At 47.7% G+C, this 15,873-nt stretch carries 16 protein-coding genes and 2 pseudogenes; 11 read left to right on the top strand and 7 right to left on the bottom strand.

Going from position 1 to position 15,873, the window contains the following annotated elements; translation table 11 throughout:
* Nucleotides 1–15 precede the first annotated feature (15 nt).
* Nucleotides 16–708, bottom strand: coding sequence for a CTP synthase C-terminal region-related (seleno)protein (locus tag AC3EMD_RS16260; RefSeq protein WP_046878998.1), 693 nt, complete (start codon nucleotides 706–708; stop codon nucleotides 16–18).
* 145 nt (nucleotides 709–853) lie between these two features.
* On the opposite strand from AC3EMD_RS16260, the gene AC3EMD_RS16265 reads away from it, so the two are divergent.
* Both AC3EMD_RS16265 and AC3EMD_RS16270 read left to right on the top strand, forming a co-directional pair.
* On the top strand, nucleotides 854–1,363 hold the full coding sequence (locus AC3EMD_RS16265) for a 2-thiouracil desulfurase family protein (RefSeq protein WP_012968516.1): 510 nt from the start codon (nucleotides 854–856) through the stop codon (nucleotides 1,361–1,363).
* A complete protein-coding gene (locus AC3EMD_RS16270) occupies nucleotides 1,350–1,706 on the top strand; it encodes a DUF488 domain-containing protein (RefSeq protein WP_016160702.1) in 357 nt (118 codons plus the stop codon). The genes AC3EMD_RS16265 and AC3EMD_RS16270 overlap by 14 nt, the downstream gene beginning before the upstream one ends.
* Here AC3EMD_RS16270 and AC3EMD_RS16275 read toward each other — a convergent pair.
* Complete coding sequence (locus tag AC3EMD_RS16275; RefSeq protein ID WP_302073595.1) at nucleotides 1,696–1,935, bottom strand: putative hemolysin; 240 nt, start codon at nucleotides 1,933–1,935, stop codon at nucleotides 1,696–1,698. The two genes, AC3EMD_RS16270 and AC3EMD_RS16275, sit on opposite strands and share 11 nt — an antisense overlap.
* A gap of 542 nt (nucleotides 1,936–2,477) precedes the next feature.
* Between AC3EMD_RS16275 and AC3EMD_RS16280 the strand changes: the two genes are divergently transcribed.
* The 4 genes from AC3EMD_RS16280 (at nucleotide 2,478) to AC3EMD_RS16295 (ending at nucleotide 5,122) form a co-directional block, all read left to right on the top strand.
* Nucleotides 2,478–3,116 carry a hypothetical protein gene (locus AC3EMD_RS16280; protein ID WP_302073596.1) on the top strand — a complete coding sequence of 213 codons (639 nt, stop codon included), beginning with the start codon at nucleotides 2,478–2,480 and terminating at the stop codon, nucleotides 3,114–3,116.
* 14 nt (nucleotides 3,117–3,130) lie between these two features.
* Complete coding sequence (locus AC3EMD_RS16285) at nucleotides 3,131–3,574, top strand: phage tail protein (protein WP_094955161.1); 444 nt, start codon at nucleotides 3,131–3,133, stop codon at nucleotides 3,572–3,574.
* A gap of 457 nt (nucleotides 3,575–4,031) precedes the next feature.
* The gene (locus AC3EMD_RS16290) at nucleotides 4,032–4,385 is read left to right on the top strand and encodes a hypothetical protein (RefSeq protein ID WP_137963008.1); all 354 of its coding nucleotides are present in this window, start codon (nucleotides 4,032–4,034) and stop codon (nucleotides 4,383–4,385) included.
* The gene (locus AC3EMD_RS16295; RefSeq protein WP_302073597.1) at nucleotides 4,382–5,122 is read left to right on the top strand and encodes a hypothetical protein; all 741 of its coding nucleotides are present in this window, start codon (nucleotides 4,382–4,384) and stop codon (nucleotides 5,120–5,122) included. The genes AC3EMD_RS16290 and AC3EMD_RS16295 overlap by 4 nt, the downstream gene beginning before the upstream one ends.
* A gap of 377 nt (nucleotides 5,123–5,499) precedes the next feature.
* Here the strand turns inward: AC3EMD_RS16295 and AC3EMD_RS16300 are convergent, their stop codons facing one another.
* The 4 genes and pseudogenes from AC3EMD_RS16300 to AC3EMD_RS16315 all read right to left on the bottom strand — a co-directional run bounded on the left by AC3EMD_RS16300 (nucleotide 5,500) and on the right by AC3EMD_RS16315 (nucleotide 8,061).
* The gene (locus AC3EMD_RS16300) at nucleotides 5,500–5,880 is read right to left on the bottom strand and encodes a hypothetical protein (RefSeq protein WP_137963007.1); all 381 of its coding nucleotides are present in this window, start codon (nucleotides 5,878–5,880) and stop codon (nucleotides 5,500–5,502) included.
* 415 nt (nucleotides 5,881–6,295) lie between these two features.
* Nucleotides 6,296–7,395 (bottom strand): annotated as a pseudogene (locus AC3EMD_RS16305) (phage tail-collar fiber domain-containing protein).
* Between the two features lie 16 nt (nucleotides 7,396–7,411).
* Nucleotides 7,412–7,606, bottom strand: coding sequence for a hypothetical protein (locus AC3EMD_RS16310; protein ID WP_254923361.1), 195 nt, complete (start codon nucleotides 7,604–7,606; stop codon nucleotides 7,412–7,414).
* On the bottom strand, nucleotides 7,603–8,061 hold the full coding sequence (locus AC3EMD_RS16315) for a hypothetical protein (RefSeq protein WP_254923362.1): 459 nt from the start codon (nucleotides 8,059–8,061) through the stop codon (nucleotides 7,603–7,605). The genes AC3EMD_RS16310 and AC3EMD_RS16315 overlap by 4 nt, the downstream gene beginning before the upstream one ends.
* 267 nt (nucleotides 8,062–8,328) lie before the next feature.
* Here AC3EMD_RS16315 and AC3EMD_RS16320 point away from each other — a divergent pair, with 267 nt between their 5' ends.
* From AC3EMD_RS16320 to AC3EMD_RS16335, 4 genes are all read left to right on the top strand, one after another.
* Nucleotides 8,329–9,327, top strand: coding sequence for a phage portal protein (locus AC3EMD_RS16320; RefSeq protein WP_302073598.1), 999 nt, complete (start codon nucleotides 8,329–8,331; stop codon nucleotides 9,325–9,327).
* A 559-nt stretch (nucleotides 9,328–9,886) separates the two neighbouring features.
* Nucleotides 9,887–11,281, top strand: a complete 1,395-nt coding sequence (locus tag AC3EMD_RS16325) for a hypothetical protein (RefSeq protein ID WP_171004572.1) — start codon at nucleotides 9,887–9,889, stop codon at nucleotides 11,279–11,281.
* On the top strand, nucleotides 11,278–11,622 hold the full coding sequence (locus AC3EMD_RS16330; RefSeq protein ID WP_064177961.1) for a hypothetical protein: 345 nt from the start codon (nucleotides 11,278–11,280) through the stop codon (nucleotides 11,620–11,622). Before AC3EMD_RS16325 ends, AC3EMD_RS16330 begins: the two co-directional genes overlap by 4 nt.
* The gene (locus AC3EMD_RS16335) at nucleotides 11,606–12,370 is read left to right on the top strand and encodes a hypothetical protein (protein WP_137963090.1); all 765 of its coding nucleotides are present in this window, start codon (nucleotides 11,606–11,608) and stop codon (nucleotides 12,368–12,370) included. The genes AC3EMD_RS16330 and AC3EMD_RS16335 overlap by 17 nt, the downstream gene beginning before the upstream one ends.
* A 40-nt stretch (nucleotides 12,371–12,410) precedes the next feature.
* Here the strand turns inward: AC3EMD_RS16335 and AC3EMD_RS16340 are convergent.
* A pseudogene (locus AC3EMD_RS16340) lies at nucleotides 12,411–14,657 on the bottom strand (replication endonuclease).
* A gap of 155 nt (nucleotides 14,658–14,812) precedes the next feature.
* Here AC3EMD_RS16340 and AC3EMD_RS16345 point away from each other — a divergent pair.
* Nucleotides 14,813–15,826 carry a GGDEF domain-containing protein gene (locus AC3EMD_RS16345; RefSeq protein ID WP_302073599.1) on the top strand — a complete coding sequence of 338 codons (1,014 nt, stop codon included), beginning with the start codon at nucleotides 14,813–14,815 and terminating at the stop codon, nucleotides 15,824–15,826.
* The last annotated feature ends 47 nt before the right edge of the window (nucleotides 15,827–15,873 follow it).

The raw sequence follows: 15,873 nt of genomic DNA on the forward strand, positions 1-15,873 counted from the left end.
CCGCTGCCGGTGGGTTTATTGTGCCGCGGCGCGAATCAGCGCCTGGACCAGCGGCGAGGGACGCCCATCCAGCGCGTGGCGTTCATGCTGGAACAACGTGGCGACAAAAAACGGGTGCGTCACCAGCTCGACGGCGCGGATCTCACCCTCTTCATCCCAGCCGGTGACGCGCAGATCGCCCTGTTCCAGCTCACCGGCAAACGCGCTGTCCACCCCGTACCGGCAGTGGTAGCCCTCTTCAATGCTCTCCCGGCCATAGGCGCGGGCAATCAGCGTATTCGCCCGCAGCTCGACGACGGCGGAGGTCTCCACCAGCGAACAGCTAAGGGGAGCGATCACCATCCGCCCTTCGCTGTCAGTTTCCGCATGGCCGGCATCCTGCCAGCCGAGCACGTTACGGGCGTATTCAATCACCGCGTGCTGAAAGCCGCCGCAGGTGCCGAGGAAAGGGATGCCGTTTTCGCGGGCATAGCGGATCGCAGTAAAGGCCCCCTGCGGATGACGATACGGGCTACCGGGAACGACCCAGACGGCATCGTACTCGGCCAGCGCCTCGCCGGAGACGATCGACGGAGTGGCGAGCCAGTCATATTTCACCGGCTGCTCCAGCACGGCGGCAGCATCGTCTATCGCCAGGGGAATGGCCTGATGGGCAACAATATCGGGGTGATAATCGCCGACGAGGGCGAGGCGTAAAGGGTCTTTCATAGCAGGTTCCTTATGTCTGGACGAGACGAGCAGCACAAGGCACGTCAGGATAGCGATCCCTCCTGTGGAACACAATCCTTATTTTCGCCCCACCGCCCCCGCCGGCGGGTAAGGTATACTGGAGCAAGCGTGAAAGGGAGAAAGGATGAAAAGTAAGCTTTTGGTCAGCGCCTGCCTGATGGGATTCCAGGTGCGGTATAACGGTAGCGAGAAGGCACAGCTGGCGGCGACGCTGTCCCGCTGGCAGCAGACGGGGCGGCTGGTGATCCACTGCCCGGAGCTGGCGGCCGGTCTGTCCACGCCCCGTCTGCCGGCGGAGATCGTCGGCGGCGCAGGCGGGGATGTCCTTGCCGGGCGGGCGCGGATCGTGGAAAGCGACGGCCGCGACGTCACGGGACATTACCAGCTGGCCGCCTGGCTGGCGCTCAGCGCCGCCCGGGAAGCGGGCTGTCAGGCAGCGTTACTCACCGATGGCAGCCCTACCTGCGGCAGCCAGTTTGTCTATGACGGCTCCTTTCGCGGACGACGCAAAGCGGGCGCCGGGGTCGCGGCCGATCTGCTGCGCGCTCACGGCATCACGGTATTTTCCGACGGGCAAATCCCGCAGTTGCTCGCCTGGATGGCACAGAGGGAGCAGGATGATGATTCAATGTAAACGGGTGTATGACCCGCAGGAAAGCAGCGACGGCTACCGGGTGCTGGTCGACCGTCTCTGGCCGCGGGGGATTAAAAAAGAGGCGCTGGCCTGTGATGAGTGGTGTAAGGCGTTAACGCCTTCCGCTGAGCTGCGAAAAGCCTTTCACGGCGAGGCGATCGATTTCGCCCACTTCAGCCAGCGCTATCGCCAGGAGCTCGACGCCCACCGTGAAACGGGCCTGCGGCTGGCGGCGCTGGCGCAGCGCCAGCCGTTGACGCTGCTGTACGCTGCGAAGAACACCGAGCAGAATCATGCCCGGGTGCTGGCCGCCTGGCTGGCGGCCCTGCCGGTTACGATTTAGCCGGATGATCCCGGCGCCACAGCGCCCACTCGTCGAGGGTTTCGCCGCTGGGTAGTTTGCACTGGGTGCTAATGCCCTGCGGCGTTTGCACCGGCACCCGGGTACCGCCGGATTGCTGACAGTACACCGACGCGGGATTGGCCATGCCGATGGTTTTCGTCAGCGCGGTGGACTGCGGCTGGGTACAGCCGGCTAATACCAGTGGCAGAATAGCCAGTAACTTTTTCATCGTTCCTCCCTTTCCTGAATGCCCGGGGATTTTAGCCTGAATCTCCACGTTTTCTCCATCTTGCCTGCACTTTTCCCCCGTAGAGTAGCCCCTGTTCTCGAACTGACCAGAGAACAGATCATTCCATAATCAATGAGTTTTTCCCCGTCGCCCCCGACGGGGCTTTTTTTGGGATTTAATAAATTGAAATAAAAGGATTTATTTCAAATAGTGTCCACATATCGACCACATTGACAAGAATAGCCCCCTCTCCAAGAGGTCGCTTATTTTAGCCTCAAGCTCCATTTTCATGGTAAATCCGTTATCACCGATCACATATTCCGCTCTTGCAATGATCCAATCCTGAATATCAATTTCAGGCTTAAAGCCAGACACGGTCAGATGCAGGATAGAGTCAAAAACGTCTGGAACTGGTTTAAAAAGTATTAAGGCCCACAGAGGAGAGTCGCGAGGCGCTAAACAAATGCGCCAGCGCCGGGCAGACCTTTGGCGAGGTCCTGGGGACCGCACTTAGCGTTCTGCTTTGGCCCCTTCAGAAGTTAATGGAAGGCGTCGGCTGGTTACTGGAGAAGCTCGATCTCATCCCCAATGACATTGAAAGAGCCAGGCTGGAAGCGGCCAGACTCAGGGCTATTCCGGTTATGTGGGAATGGGATGAAAAATCCGGGCGCATGGTTAAAAGGGAGTGGCAATGGTCATCTGAAAAGCCAGCAAGCAAAGGCAACGCCCCGCCGCCCAATGTGCTCGGGGTTAACGCTGGAACAGAGCGACGGCTGGGCCAAATCGCGGATAACACTAAAGGCCTTTTAGATGAGGAAAAGCGAAAACGTATCGGGCCGGGTGACATTGTATTTCAAAACCTCCCTCCAGCCTTTGCAGTGAGTGGAGAATGGCAGGGATCGAGGCTTGTCCGCCAGTCTGTCAGCGCTCGCCCGGTTATTGCCGCTGGCGAACCATTGATAAAACAGATGCAGGCATGGCAACCGGTTCGCCGAAATCAACGCGCCTATAAGGCGGCTGCGGCTTCAGGAGGTAGTTTTTCCGGTGATATTCACATCCATCTGCATGGGGTTCAGAGCAGCAATCCGCGCGAACTGGCGCGACTTGTTGGCGAAGCGGTCCGCGCAGAAATGGACAAACAGCAACACGCTGCCCGGGGTTCATTCCGGGACCATGATTAACAGGAATTATAGCTATGATGATGGCATTCGGGCTCTTTGTATTTGATCTCAGGACACTGCCCTATCAGCAGTTGCAGCTGTCCTGTAACTGGCGGCACGTTAAGAATGACCGTGTGGGTCGGAGCGCAAAATGGCAGTACGTTGGCGCCGGTGAGAACCAGCTGACGCTGGGTGAGTTGCTATATCCTGAGATCACCGGCGGCAACCTGTCTTTGGGTGCCGTCTCGACAATGGCTTTCACTGGGCTTGCCTGGCCGCTAATTGATGGCGTCGGGTCCATTTACGGGATGTATGTCATCACGGGGTTGCAGGAGACGCATCAGGAGTTTGATCGCTATGGCAAAGCTAAAAAGATAGAGTTTACGCTTTCATTACAGAGGGTTGATGAAGATATCCGGGAGCGACTGCAAAGTGCCTCTGTTAGTGAACTGATGACAACACTAAAAGTGTGGTGCTGAAACTGTACTGAATACGATGCAATAGATGCGAGGTGGTCTGACATCCAGAGCTATAACATGATGACTTGTGCCAGAATTCAATACCGGCAACAACTCAGATTTTCTAACGTGTTGTTATACGACTACTTATAGACAGATCTAAGCCAGAAGTAAATCTAACAACTATAAAGTATAAAAACTACACTTTATTATAAGACCTTCGATAAACAATTAGTAGGCACCCATTCAAGGAACATGCCAAAATATGACACGGTGCTTACAATGCCATGATTACATTGATGTTTTATTTCATCACTGTGATAGCGGACTTGTTTTTACATGATTGTTAACATCCCAAACCTATCACTTTAATATTTTCATTAAATACTTTACTCCTTCCTTTTTAAGAGCTATTTTTTAAAATAACCACACAGTACAAGAATGTCTTCTCCTAGGCTTATAAAAATGAGGAACTCAAATGAAAAAAGTACATTTAATTCCAATCTCATTACTATTCCTTGCGAGTAATTCATTTGCAGATCCAATATGCGGCCCTTCGCCTACAGTACCAGATCACATATCAGAAGCATCACTTAAAGCAAGTGCCAACGTTATATTCAAGCAATTAGGCCAAGCAAATGCTGATGTAACAATAAAGGAAGAAACAAGAGATGTCCTACATCGATACCCCAATGCAGATAAAATAGCCACTAAGATCTTTCTCCAATGGACAACATGTACTATTGTCATGAGCAGCACACAACTAACTGATGATCAAAAGATTAGCAGAGTACAGGAATCCTATAAAATCACTCAGGTAAATTCAGAATGAAATTAATTAGTACGTTCTTTTTTAGCATGCTAATCATTAGTTTCTCATTTCAAGCCTATGCAGACACTGTAGATACAGATGCTAAATGTGGCCCCTCGCCTATTATTAAAGACAGTTCAATCACACGTACTGTAAAAGAGGAAACTAACAAACTTAATGTTGATAGTGGAAATATTACAACCACCATTGTTCAATCTTATACTGATTCGCTCAATAAATATAAAAATGCAGATAAAGTCTTGGCCTCAACATATTATCAATACCAAGTTTGTGTATTAATAATGAACAGCGACCTTTTAACCTCGCAAAAACAGGACGCAATAAAAGATGCGCTAAACGTTATTAATGACATGGAAAAAGAATGGTTTCAGGTTGTATTGTCACCGAACATTGATTCATTTATTCAACCATCGATTAAGAATTCAGACCTGTATGACATGTGGCGTGTAGAATACAGACTCGATACTAAATACAAAAAGAACACATATATTATTAATGACACAAGAATTGATGACAATATTCCACCTAAAGAATTTGAAATGACAGAAGGGAATTACACCATAAAAATGACCTATGATATTGAGCTTGAAAACTCAGACACTCCAAACCTAAAGGGGACATGTGCCATACCGTTTAAATTAAATAAAAATATAACTTTACGACCTGTTATATCAATAAATTTAGATACTGTACAGGGTAGCGGTTTAGCAGCCAAATGTGAACTTAATGAAGATTAAAATTTATTTTAGGTGCACCGTCACAACAAGAAATTGCTTGGCATATAACTGGTATGGGCGCCTATCATAAAAAATTAGCATACATATCCGTCATAATGATTTTAAAATCATCCATTTACTCAGCAAATTAAAGTACTATTTTCGCACTAAAAAAACAAAATACTCGTACTTATCTTGGCTAGCTATTGCTTGGTTATGATCCTATAATTTTCGCAAGTTGCCTCAACTACCACCTTATAGATAATCACCTTAAGTTAACTTAACAACTATAGATTTAGTATACAGTTCAAGGAAAGTAACCACTTCATTAACATCAACTGTAGTTATGGCATATAAAATGCACTGAATTATAACACACACTTTAATAACTATAATTATTATCCACAGACCCCATGCCACATATAACCGCCTGCGGGGCACATAGCATTACATAATTGTGCTACAGCATAACCACTTTGACATTGTTGTGCAGGCACCTGTACTTGTAGATTCACTGGCCCCCAACATCCACATTGTGCAAGAGGAGTATTTTGAGGTAGTTTTTGAGGTGTGGGAGATGTGGGAGGTTGATTGGGTGTGGTATTCATTGCAGCCAATACTTCTTTAACGGACATATTGCAGGCTTTAGCAATATCCTCTGGTTTATTCCCCCCCTTGGCCAAGTCTTTAATAGTATTATTCTCACATTGAGCATCACAAATGAACGGTAAACCAGAGATAGCTAACACCAAAAGTGTTTTTGTTATTATTGATTTCATTGCTCTCATCTCCCCATCGAAGTTGATGATATGTTACAGATCAAAAATAGCTGATAGAGATTATCTCATCAACGTACAACTCATTTTTATTTGTAGTTAAAAAAACTTAATTACATACTACATTCAGCATATGTAACTAACTGACAAGGAGTAATCACATGCGGCTTGTCTGATAATGTTTTGTCGTATGATAAAAATTTAACATCCTCCTTTGAATCTAGCGTCATTAAAAATATCATAATCCGTAACCTCCAGTGTTACGAAAAAAAACCACATTTAATTCTATAGTTATGTGTTACTCCCAATCTTTAGCATAATATTTATTTTTTGTTTAATGCAAGTCCCTGTTTGATAAAGTCCTAATTGTAATGGCTAGTAAGCCAACTCAGAGCGAAAACAAATCACTATCGCTCTTCTAGAGCGTGCGTTTCCACATACGCAGAGTGGCGTATTCGTTGGTCACATCTACCGGTATGTTGCTAGATTCATTCAGGCCTGCTGCATCAATGTAGGTTCCTTCAGTTAGAGCTAACGGGCCGCTTTTCTGGTTATCTGTTCCGTGAGTTGTATTTGGATCCCAGGTGGCGCCGGGAGATCTATCACCTGAACGGTGCCAGTGGGGAGGCAAGTTATCAGCTTCGAGTTTTATCTTGTTACTACCACCAGTCACGCCATACTGAGAACCAATCCTGACAACCCTATCAGCAAAGGTTTCGCTTAAATCCGTCCACGTCTGCCAGGGGAAACGCTCTGTTGGGCTTTTTGCTCCTGAAATGATGATCCCAACGTAAAAAATAGCGTCAACAATAGCCCTATAGGCCGCCCCGTTGCTGTTGAGTCCCAGCGCCTTCAGGGCTTCGGATGTATCGCTCAGATCGGAAAGATTATTTTCTTTCTGAAGTGCGCCGTCGATGCGCGAGTCATCCCCCGCAGCTACCGTTCCCGCCTCGGTGCCCACGTCCCGCGTGGCTGAGTTCCCCCAGCCCCAGATTCTCTCGGGCCTCTTCGGTATCGTTTAAATCAGCAAGATTTTGTGCTCGCCGCAGATAACGTTTATCGCCCGTTTCCTGCGTTATCGTGGCAAGCGCCGGATCGATAATGAGCTGTACACTTGAGCTGTGCGTCAGCGTCAACACCAGCGTCAAAATGATCTCTTTGATGATGGAATCAGATTGCGCCGGGAGGTATGTCGCCGGGTATGCGCCGTAAGCAATGAGCGTACCCTTAGCGCTGACCAGCCCCGCTTCTCTGAGAGTTTTACCAGGATAATCCTGGCAGTTGATAACGATCTAACCGCTGATAAAACCCCTCATAGCTTGAATCAGAGTCAAAGGTTTCACTGCCAAACTGTCCAAAAAGCTCTTTCACTGCCGCCAGATCATCGGGATCGGTCGGCAATGTCACGCCGCCACCATCGCCGATCAGTTCGGCGGAAATATCCACCACCTCTCCCGCCTAATATGCAGCCTCGATTTCAGCCTCGCCCGCCGTGGTTAGTGTCAGTCCCGTGGCCATTATGCCTCCTCACTTTTTATTTCTGGCTCAATGCCGTACACGCTGGCAAGGCGATCATAAAATCATCACTCACGGTCTTGCGATCAGTATCGATATTGCCGTCATCAAAATAAATCACGCCAGCGACATGGGGCCGATTCAGATGCTCTAGGAAAAACGCATCGGTCTGGCAAAAGTCGATCAGGCTTTTTAATTGATTGAATGTTTTCATAATTTATTCGTTATCCAGTTGCCGTGTAAATCGTCGTAATCGTCCAGGCCTGCACAGGCATAAAACGCGTAATAATGCACGGTGACGTTCGGTACCTTGCCCATAAATACCAGGCCTTTGCCGGTCAGTAATGCGCAGCTTCTGAATATTGCCGTTGTGGTGACAATCTCCGGGTAAGTCGCAAGATTAAATACCGCATTAACGTCGCGGCGTAATGACACGCAGCCATCAAACAGATAACCCACCGTCGTGACCGCCGTGGTGTTTAGTAATCCCGCCCCGACGACTTCGAGCGCGCTACATTCCGAAAAGGCATTCGTGAATACCGTGGCACTTATGCTGGCAGTAAAAAGACCGGCTGGCACTGAACGAAAGTTTTTACAGCCCCTGAAAGTCTGGCCGTAAGAGGTCACCAGCGGGTTGCTGCTGAACAGGTTTCCCGGTATTTCGTTCACGCCGGTATTCTGGAACGTGGCGCCAAAGGAAGTAATAAGCGAGCAGGACGCGAACAGTCTCGGCGGAATATTTACCAGTGAGGTGCAACCGTAGAACGTCGATCCGGCGCCGGATAGGAGAATGTTGTTTCTCAGTAAATCGCCGGGCAATACCACCAGTGAGGTACAGCCCGAGAATGTCAGCGTTAACGAAGTGAGATTGATGCAGCCTTTGAAAAAAATAAATACGGTAAAAAGCCGATAGCCAGCACCGCCGGCCCTGACATTGTGGAGTCACTGAAGGCTGATCCCGCGTTGACAGCGTTCAGCTTTGACGGCCCTTATCCCGTGCGGGATATGGCCGATTTGCTGGACAATCTCTATTGCATCGATAACGGGCGATACTATGAGACACCAGTAGATTTTTACGGACTGGCTAAAGCTCCGCGCCAGAGCGCCTGGCATGAGTCGGCGTTGTACTTCAAACGTAATGTGCTCACCGGCTGTTTTATCCCGCACAAACTGCTCAATCGCCAGACCTTTTCCGCGTTTGCGCTGGACTGGTTCACGTTTGGCAATGCCTATCTCGAATTGCCGCGTAATCGCCTGGGCGGCCCGCTTCCCTTCAAACATTCTCTTGCGAAGTACACCCGGCGCGGGAGCACAGATCTCGATCAATACTGGTTTATCCGGCGCTGGAAAGAAGAGCACACATTCAAATCAGGAACGGTTTGTCACGTTCTGAACCCTGATATTAATCAGGAGGTCTACGGTATGCCGGAATATATGGCAGCATTGCTGGCCGCCAGCCTGGCCCACTCCGCTGACATGTTCCGTAAGCTTTACTACGACAATGGATCGCATGTTGGATGCATTGTTTATATTGGCGCCGGACAGGTTGACGATAAAAGCATGAAGGCAGTCAAAGAGACGTTGACCGGCTCGCGCGGTAAAGGAGCATTTAAAAACCTGCTGCTGCATGCGCCAGGCGGCGGCAAAGACGGCGTGCAAATCCTCCCCTTCCAGCAGATCACGGCGAAAGATGAGTTTATCAACATTAAGAACGCCACCCGGGACGACATACTCGCAGCGCACCGTATCCCGCCGCAGCTGATGGACGCCATGCCAGAGGGAAACGGATCATTTGGGGATATCGAGAAAGCCGCCCGGGTCTACGCTATCAACGAGCTGACGCCCGTAATGGAGGCGCTGAAGGTGGTCAATGAGTGGATCGGAGAAGAAGTGATCCGCTTTAACCCTTACGCGTTGCTTACCCCTGGGAAGTAACCGCCAGAAAATTCAGTTTCTTTAAACAACATCAGCCATTTATAACAGGCCAGCGTTTTCGCTGGCCTCATCTTTTCTGCTTAAAGAATCCCGCATCTGCTGCCCTCTATGCATCGCTGCTTTTTTTCTGAGCGAGGCCATGCCTCTATCTAAAATCACCGCTCACCGTGACGCAGAACCCGTGAAATTGCGTATTCTGCCGCCTTCCCTACCCTGACCCGCTTGCGGGGGCTTGCCCCCGTCACCTGCGCGTAAAGATCCTTTCATTTTTCGTGCATGCACAATACCAGCCACAGACCATGCTGTGTATGATTTTATAGTCAAAGAAGTGCCCCATACAATGTTGCAATTTTGCACAAATTAGTGCAACTGATAGGTTGTAGACTCGTTTTCATGTGCGACAACATTTTAGTAACCTAAACACTACTAATCACTGCTTTTCCTAGTATAAATTATCTTTTCAAAAGACACTCTTCATTGTATTTTGTTCATCACCTAGGCTCAATGTATCGCTTGTTGCCCCTTAAACGAGACTTCTGTTAAAACGGATGAAGATAAAATGAGAAAAGAGTATGGTGATACTAAGTTAAAATTCAAAAGAGGGTGGCTTCGCCACTTGAACTTCATATTAAGAAAGAATAAAACCTATTACCCTAAAGTTTATAACAAAAATACAACTAGAAAAATAAAAATTAAAAACCCCACTCTTGACTTTATTGATTCTATTTCTTTAAGTCATGGTGATAATATTGGCATGCGCAGTTTTTTAGGTCATTTGCGTGTTCCGAGAAAATTCACTCTGTTTGAACAACCAGAAATAGCCCTTTCGTTCATATATAGAGCAATGCGATTAGTAAAAGAATCAAAGTACAAGACAGTAACTTTAGATTACAGTGACTCTTTAGACTATTGCTTAGGTGCTGAGTGCCTTCTCAGCATAGCATTGACCGAAGCTAGAAAATCAAACGAAAACATTGAAAAAGGCAATGTTTTGATTAATGGTGTATATCCAAGGAATACTCAGCATTTAGAAATAATTCGATACGTTGGCCTTGTTAAAGATCTGCATGATGCTGAAGATACAGAAATAGAGGACTCATCAGAGAAAACCCCGCCTTTAGAGCAAATTGTATTCATCAATGATAGCATAGGCAAAGAAAACTCATCTGCATATGCTGATGATTCTAAAAATAAAGCTTCAGAGCTTTTCACCAAATATATCAATGATTGTCTAAATCCTTACGATTTAGAATTATTACCTGACCCTGAAGCAAAACTAAAATCATGCATGGGTGAATTGTTAGATAATGCAGAGAGGCATTGTGGTTTACCACAACGTCCAAGATGGTATGTGAGAGGGTACGTTAACCATAGCCATTCTCAACCTGTTTGTGAATTAGCCGTTTTCAACTTTGGTAAAACTATCCCAGAAACATTTCAATGTCTGCCAAAAAGTCATTATTCATACAATTCTCAAATATTGCCTTACGTTGATAAACACAAAAAAGCTAGAGGAATGTTCCGTGAGGGATTAATTACTGTTGCTGCTTTACAGGAGAGAGTAAGCTGTAAAAATCTAGATGTAAATGATAGTAATGGTACCGGTACAATGGAGTTACTTGATGTATTTCAAGGAATGCATGACCATCTTCGCCGTATTCAAGGACAAGATGTGATTGAACCTGTTATGTCTCTAACCACTGGCAACACTCACATAAAATTTGACTCTAAGCTAAGAATAATCAAAAAGAAACTTCAACAAGGTAACAAAACTCGTCAGATTTATCCTTTTAACAAAGTTGGACTTGAAAATGCACCTGATCGCGCATATCTTAGTAAGATGCAACATGTTAAATTTCCTGGTGTAATGATAAATATAAGGTTCCCATTACCGTCCGTAACATTGAAAACTGCAGGTAATGGACAGCAGGATATTGAAGAGGTGGAAAAATGACCATGGCACTAATAAATATAAATTTCAATAGGTTAGTAAGCAATCAGCATAAAACTCTTTTTGCTGGCAGAGCCAATGGGCGTAAAGCTTCTGAACTCTTTGGAGTAGATAAATTTGACATCTCTAATGATGATTATTTGAACTTTATCATTCCGCAAGACATTGTGGTCTCGAGCTCTTATTTTTTAGGTATGCTTGAAAATATTTTACCTAACTTTACATCAATACCTGAGTTTTATTCCCGGGCTAAGCTTGACAATAGCGCCTATAAAGAAGGGATGCTTAAGGAACTCGATCGGGCTGTAGAGCGTGGATTATATAAAAATGAACCTTTTTTCTAATTTAATCAACTCCATTTTAAATAAATCATTAGTAATAGTTACTATTGCTATAGGTAGCATAAATCTTTTCTCTTTTAATGCATTAGCCGAAGAGAAACCAGCCAAGCTTGAGAACAACATATGCTTTAACAATACTAAAGATACATTTCAGATCTGTAAATCTGAACCATTAGGGTTTAGCCCAAACTCTCTTACTAAATCTTTTACATCTCAAAATTTAGTTGAACTTAAAGAGTCCCCCTCATCTATAAACACCTATATTCAACAACCGGAACCCTCAACGGATTATGGTTCTTACATAATTTCAATACTTGCACTATTAGCATCAATAGGTATACCTTTATGGCAAAGATCCCTTCAACAAAAAGACTCTCAAAGCCAGAAGCTGGACTCCATTAATGAAGGTTTTTGGATTCGGGAAGTAGTAATGCCACAAATTAACTCGAAGATATTCAATCTATGCTCTACCTTTCGCAATAGAATAAACCTTAACAAACCAGACTTCACAATTAGTTATAGAGATGAACTCTTACCATTACTGAATGAACTTAGAGACTCATTCTCGTTATTTAAAGCCTTTCCTAATGCCAGTGGTGCTATTCAACTACTTGAAAAATATTGCGATGATTTTGATGATAATGTTACAGATCACTTAGATGAAACAATCAGTGTAAGAAGAGCTGATGTATATTCCTTTCAATTAAAACTCACTCAAGAATTAATAAAAACCCACAAACTCATTTCCTAAAAAATCGGCACTCGGCAAGCTATTATGATTGATAAAATGATCAGCGCCATAAATTAAGCGGAGAGTAATTGCAGAATTCTACGTAGCTTGGCGTTTTTTTCATATTATAGCACTCTTCTGTAAGTCTTCTCAGCATAGCCCGGCGCTCATTTGCAGGCAGTTTATTCACATCAAGCGATCCCGCTCCTTCACTAGGGGTCGTTATCTTTGGTTTAGCAACGTCAGTTACCATCTCTTTTTTACGGATTTTTTGGTTTGAGGGACAGTTATTGCCACGAGTCCAAGGGGCGACGGGGTCGCCCTGGGCGGCGCTTTCAGCGCCTGGGTTAGCGGGAGCCTTCTTCACCATCTCCAGGTATGGACATGCGTGCATATTTTGTTTTCCTTACCGATGATAGGCGATCAAATGCCATAAACACGAATCCCGTGATCGCTATAGGTTCCTGGTTCGACTGTCGGCTCGTAGGCGGTATGAATGAGGTAATTTTTGCGGGGAACAAGTACACCGCCCTGCTTCATGATGTAAGTGGCAAAACAGCCAACATCAGCAGCAGCAAGCACAGCGTCCAGTTTTGGATCCATAAGTACCGGAGCACCCGGTTTGCTGGTTTTCATTGCACGAGTTGCCTGCGATGCGAACAATCGTAAATCGCGGTACGCCTGCCGGCCTGGAATCCCAAAAAAAACGAAATTATTGAACACGGTGCAACGATGCCCACGCAGTGACGTACTCGGCACTATCACGTAGTGATTTACCCGTCTCCTTGCTGACGGTGTCACCCAGCCCACGCCCATCGATGTTTTTACTGACGTACTTTGCAATATAACTGGCCGGAGTCCCCTTTCGCGGGTCTATCAGCTTTGACTTGAAACGAGCGCCAGTGTTATTGCCAAGTTCGGCGCGATCTTCTCGGATAGCGAAACGACGCAGCAGCTATGTGATTGCACGTCGATGTTTTTTGCGCATAAAACACAATAAATGCCAGTGCACAGTGCCATCGTGATGTGGTTCGGCTACGCGGACGCCGTACCAGCGCAGCTCTTTTTTGTGCATTGCCTTACGGAATGCCGCAAACGTATCAACCAGATAGTCGCTGCTTTTCCTAACTGTCGAGTGATCCCATGTAGGGTTAGGCTTCCCGTTCATCAGTGTGGCGTGGTACTTAGAAGGACAGGTGATGGTATATAACATGGCGCAGTCGCCACGCATTTCAGCTATCAATTCCAGGCCTTTAACACAGGCCATCATCTCATTACGACGGTGCGCTGGATTGCTGGCACTTGCAAGCACCACATCCTCCATGCTGAGCGTGTCGCCATCTTCGTTAATCAGATCATGGTTGCGGAAAAAATCCATCGCCTTACGGCGTTGTTCCCGCTTCTGCAACAGAATGTCATGGCTGACATAAGGTGATGCGTGCCGATGAACAAGGCACGCTACCCGAAGCAACTCTTCCCGCTATTCGTTGCGGAGTTGCCACAGCTTACGTTGCCACCAGTCAGCACAACGCATACGGGCAAGCGCGCCCGGTATCAGCTCGTAGTTAATCGGGTTGCGGCGATTATGTTTGCTGCGGAGCGCTTCATAACCCGGCGGGATAACATCGAGGCGTGACACTTCGGCCGCCACACGACGATAGAGCTCCAGTATTACGATGGGAGAAGCTAATTCATCGGTCAGCATCTCACCGCAAAGCTGGATAAAAATCATATCAATGTGCGCTGCGACCAGCGTTGAAAGCCGCTTAACCTCCCGCTGATTCAGTTCAGCAAGTCGAAGGAGTTGATCAAGACTATCCCTGCCAGCCATGGCCTGGAATGACAGCGACGCCTGGTTAGTACGGACCTTGTCAATCCTCACTAATGAGGGAGTAATGACCTCATTCAGATAGGTAGGCAAATGGCGCGGATCTTCTGATTTTTCCAAATACTTAATCCTTGTTTCCAGCGGCTTGCGCAGGAAACCAGGCAAGCTGGCGACGTCATCACGAATCAGGGTAAGAGGATCAACACGATGGAGTTCTGCATGTCGCTTAGCTTTCTCAATCAGCGCATCATTCAGTTCGTCATAGCGCCAGGGATCGCAATGTGCAACAGAAAAGAGGCACTCTTCTGCTGCACGACTCATTGCTTCAGCCTGCTCGCGTTGATCGCTTTTATCCTGCTCATAAAGCGCAATCCAGACGGCCAGCGCAGATGGTTTCCGTGCAGGTACATCAACAGCATAAGGGTTTACTGGCTGCTTTCTGGCATTCCAGCTCCATGCCAGGGATGTGGAGTCAGGCATAACGCACCCGACGGGGCTTTTTTTCCTTCCGCGTGGACAAGTATTCCCCAAACAGATGTGATAAATTTAAAAATATCACTGTTTATTCGACGCTGATGTCCGTTTGCAGCTCATTATGCTGGGGTGACGTTTGGCGTGCTGGAGCTGTATTATTCATGTCAGATTTTATTCTTGCCCGGGTGTCGCAAACCCTCGCTGCGGAACAGTCCCTGGAAACCCTGGTGCGCCAGCTGCTGGAGATGCTGGAGGCGGTGACGCGAATGGAGTCCACTTACCTCACCCGCATCGATCTGAACGCCCAGCGGCAGCAGGTGATGTTCGCGCATAACAGCAGCGAAATGCAGATCCCGGAAGGATTTTCCGTCCCGTGGAATGAATCCCTGTGCAAACGCGCCCTTGAGGATCAGTGCACGTTTAGCAACGACGTGGCCCATCGCTGGCACTCCTGCATCGCCGCCCAGGAGCTGGGGATCGCCACCTTTTTAAGCATTCCCGTCCGCCTGGCCGATGGCTCGCTGTTCGGTACCCTCTGCGCCACCAGCCGACAGAAGCAACCTTATAATCTCGAAGGTGAACAGGTGATGGGGCTGTTCGCCCGGCTTATTTCCCACTACGTGGAAAAAGACACCCTGGTGCAACAGCTGCAGGCGGCTAACGTCGCGCTGGAGCTGCACTCGTCGACCGATGAGCTCACCCAGCTTCCTAATCGCCGTGCGCTGTTTAAGCAGCTGGCGCTACGCTTTGCCTCCGCCCGCGCCCAGCAGCAGCAGGTGTCGCTGATTTTTATCGATCTCGACGGTTTCAAAGCCATTAACGATCGGTTCGGCCACCCGTGCGGCGACAGCTTTCTGGTGCAGGTCGGCGAACGACTCACCGCCGTCGCGCGCCGTGAGGATATCGTTGGCCGCCTTGGCGGCGATGAGTTTTTGATCGTCGGTAGCGCCCAGGAGCCCGCGGCACAGCAGGCGTATGTCACGATCCTGCGCCAGGCCCTGTGCGGCGTCTACTTTCTCGGCGAACAGCGTATCGACTATGAAGGCGCCAGCTTCGGGGTGATCATCTGCGATCCGCAGAGTATCGATGTTGAAGCGGCCTTACGCGCCGCCGATGAGGCGATGTACCAGGATAAGAAGTCCCGCCGTCAGGAGAATTTCATTCATATTGACTAAAGTACCGCGATATCCAGTATCATGCAGGGCATCATTCGTGGGTACAG

The sequence above is a fragment of the Klebsiella sp. PK18 genome (assembly GCF_057784655.1).

Coding starts and splice junctions, on each gene's coding strand:
- AC3EMD_RS16310 (WP_254923361.1), bottom strand. CDS start 7,606: ATGAAAACATTCAATCAATTAAAAAGCCTGATCGACTTTTGCCAGACC.
- AC3EMD_RS16300 (WP_137963007.1), bottom strand. CDS start 5,880: ATGAAATCAATAATAACAAAAACACTTTTGGTGTTAGCTATCTCTGGT.
- AC3EMD_RS16330 (WP_064177961.1), top strand. CDS start 11,278: ATGACCATGGCACTAATAAATATAAATTTCAATAGGTTAGTAAGCAAT.
- AC3EMD_RS16275 (WP_302073595.1), bottom strand. CDS start 1,935: ATGAAAAAGTTACTGGCTATTCTGCCACTGGTATTAGCCGGCTGTACC.
- AC3EMD_RS16280 (WP_302073596.1), top strand. CDS start 2,478: ATGGAAGGCGTCGGCTGGTTACTGGAGAAGCTCGATCTCATCCCCAAT.
- AC3EMD_RS16260 (WP_046878998.1), bottom strand. CDS start 708: ATGAAAGACCCTTTACGCCTCGCCCTCGTCGGCGATTATCACCCCGAT.
- AC3EMD_RS16285 (WP_094955161.1), top strand. CDS start 3,131: ATGATGATGGCATTCGGGCTCTTTGTATTTGATCTCAGGACACTGCCC.
- AC3EMD_RS16265 (WP_012968516.1), top strand. CDS start 854: ATGAAAAGTAAGCTTTTGGTCAGCGCCTGCCTGATGGGATTCCAGGTG.
- AC3EMD_RS16295 (WP_302073597.1), top strand. CDS start 4,382: ATGAAATTAATTAGTACGTTCTTTTTTAGCATGCTAATCATTAGTTTC.
- AC3EMD_RS16270 (WP_016160702.1), top strand. CDS start 1,350: ATGATTCAATGTAAACGGGTGTATGACCCGCAGGAAAGCAGCGACGGC.
- AC3EMD_RS16325 (WP_171004572.1), top strand. CDS start 9,887: ATGAGAAAAGAGTATGGTGATACTAAGTTAAAATTCAAAAGAGGGTGG.
- AC3EMD_RS16345 (WP_302073599.1), top strand. CDS start 14,813: ATGTCAGATTTTATTCTTGCCCGGGTGTCGCAAACCCTCGCTGCGGAA.
- AC3EMD_RS16290 (WP_137963008.1), top strand. CDS start 4,032: ATGAAAAAAGTACATTTAATTCCAATCTCATTACTATTCCTTGCGAGT.
- AC3EMD_RS16335 (WP_137963090.1), top strand. CDS start 11,606: ATGAACCTTTTTTCTAATTTAATCAACTCCATTTTAAATAAATCATTA.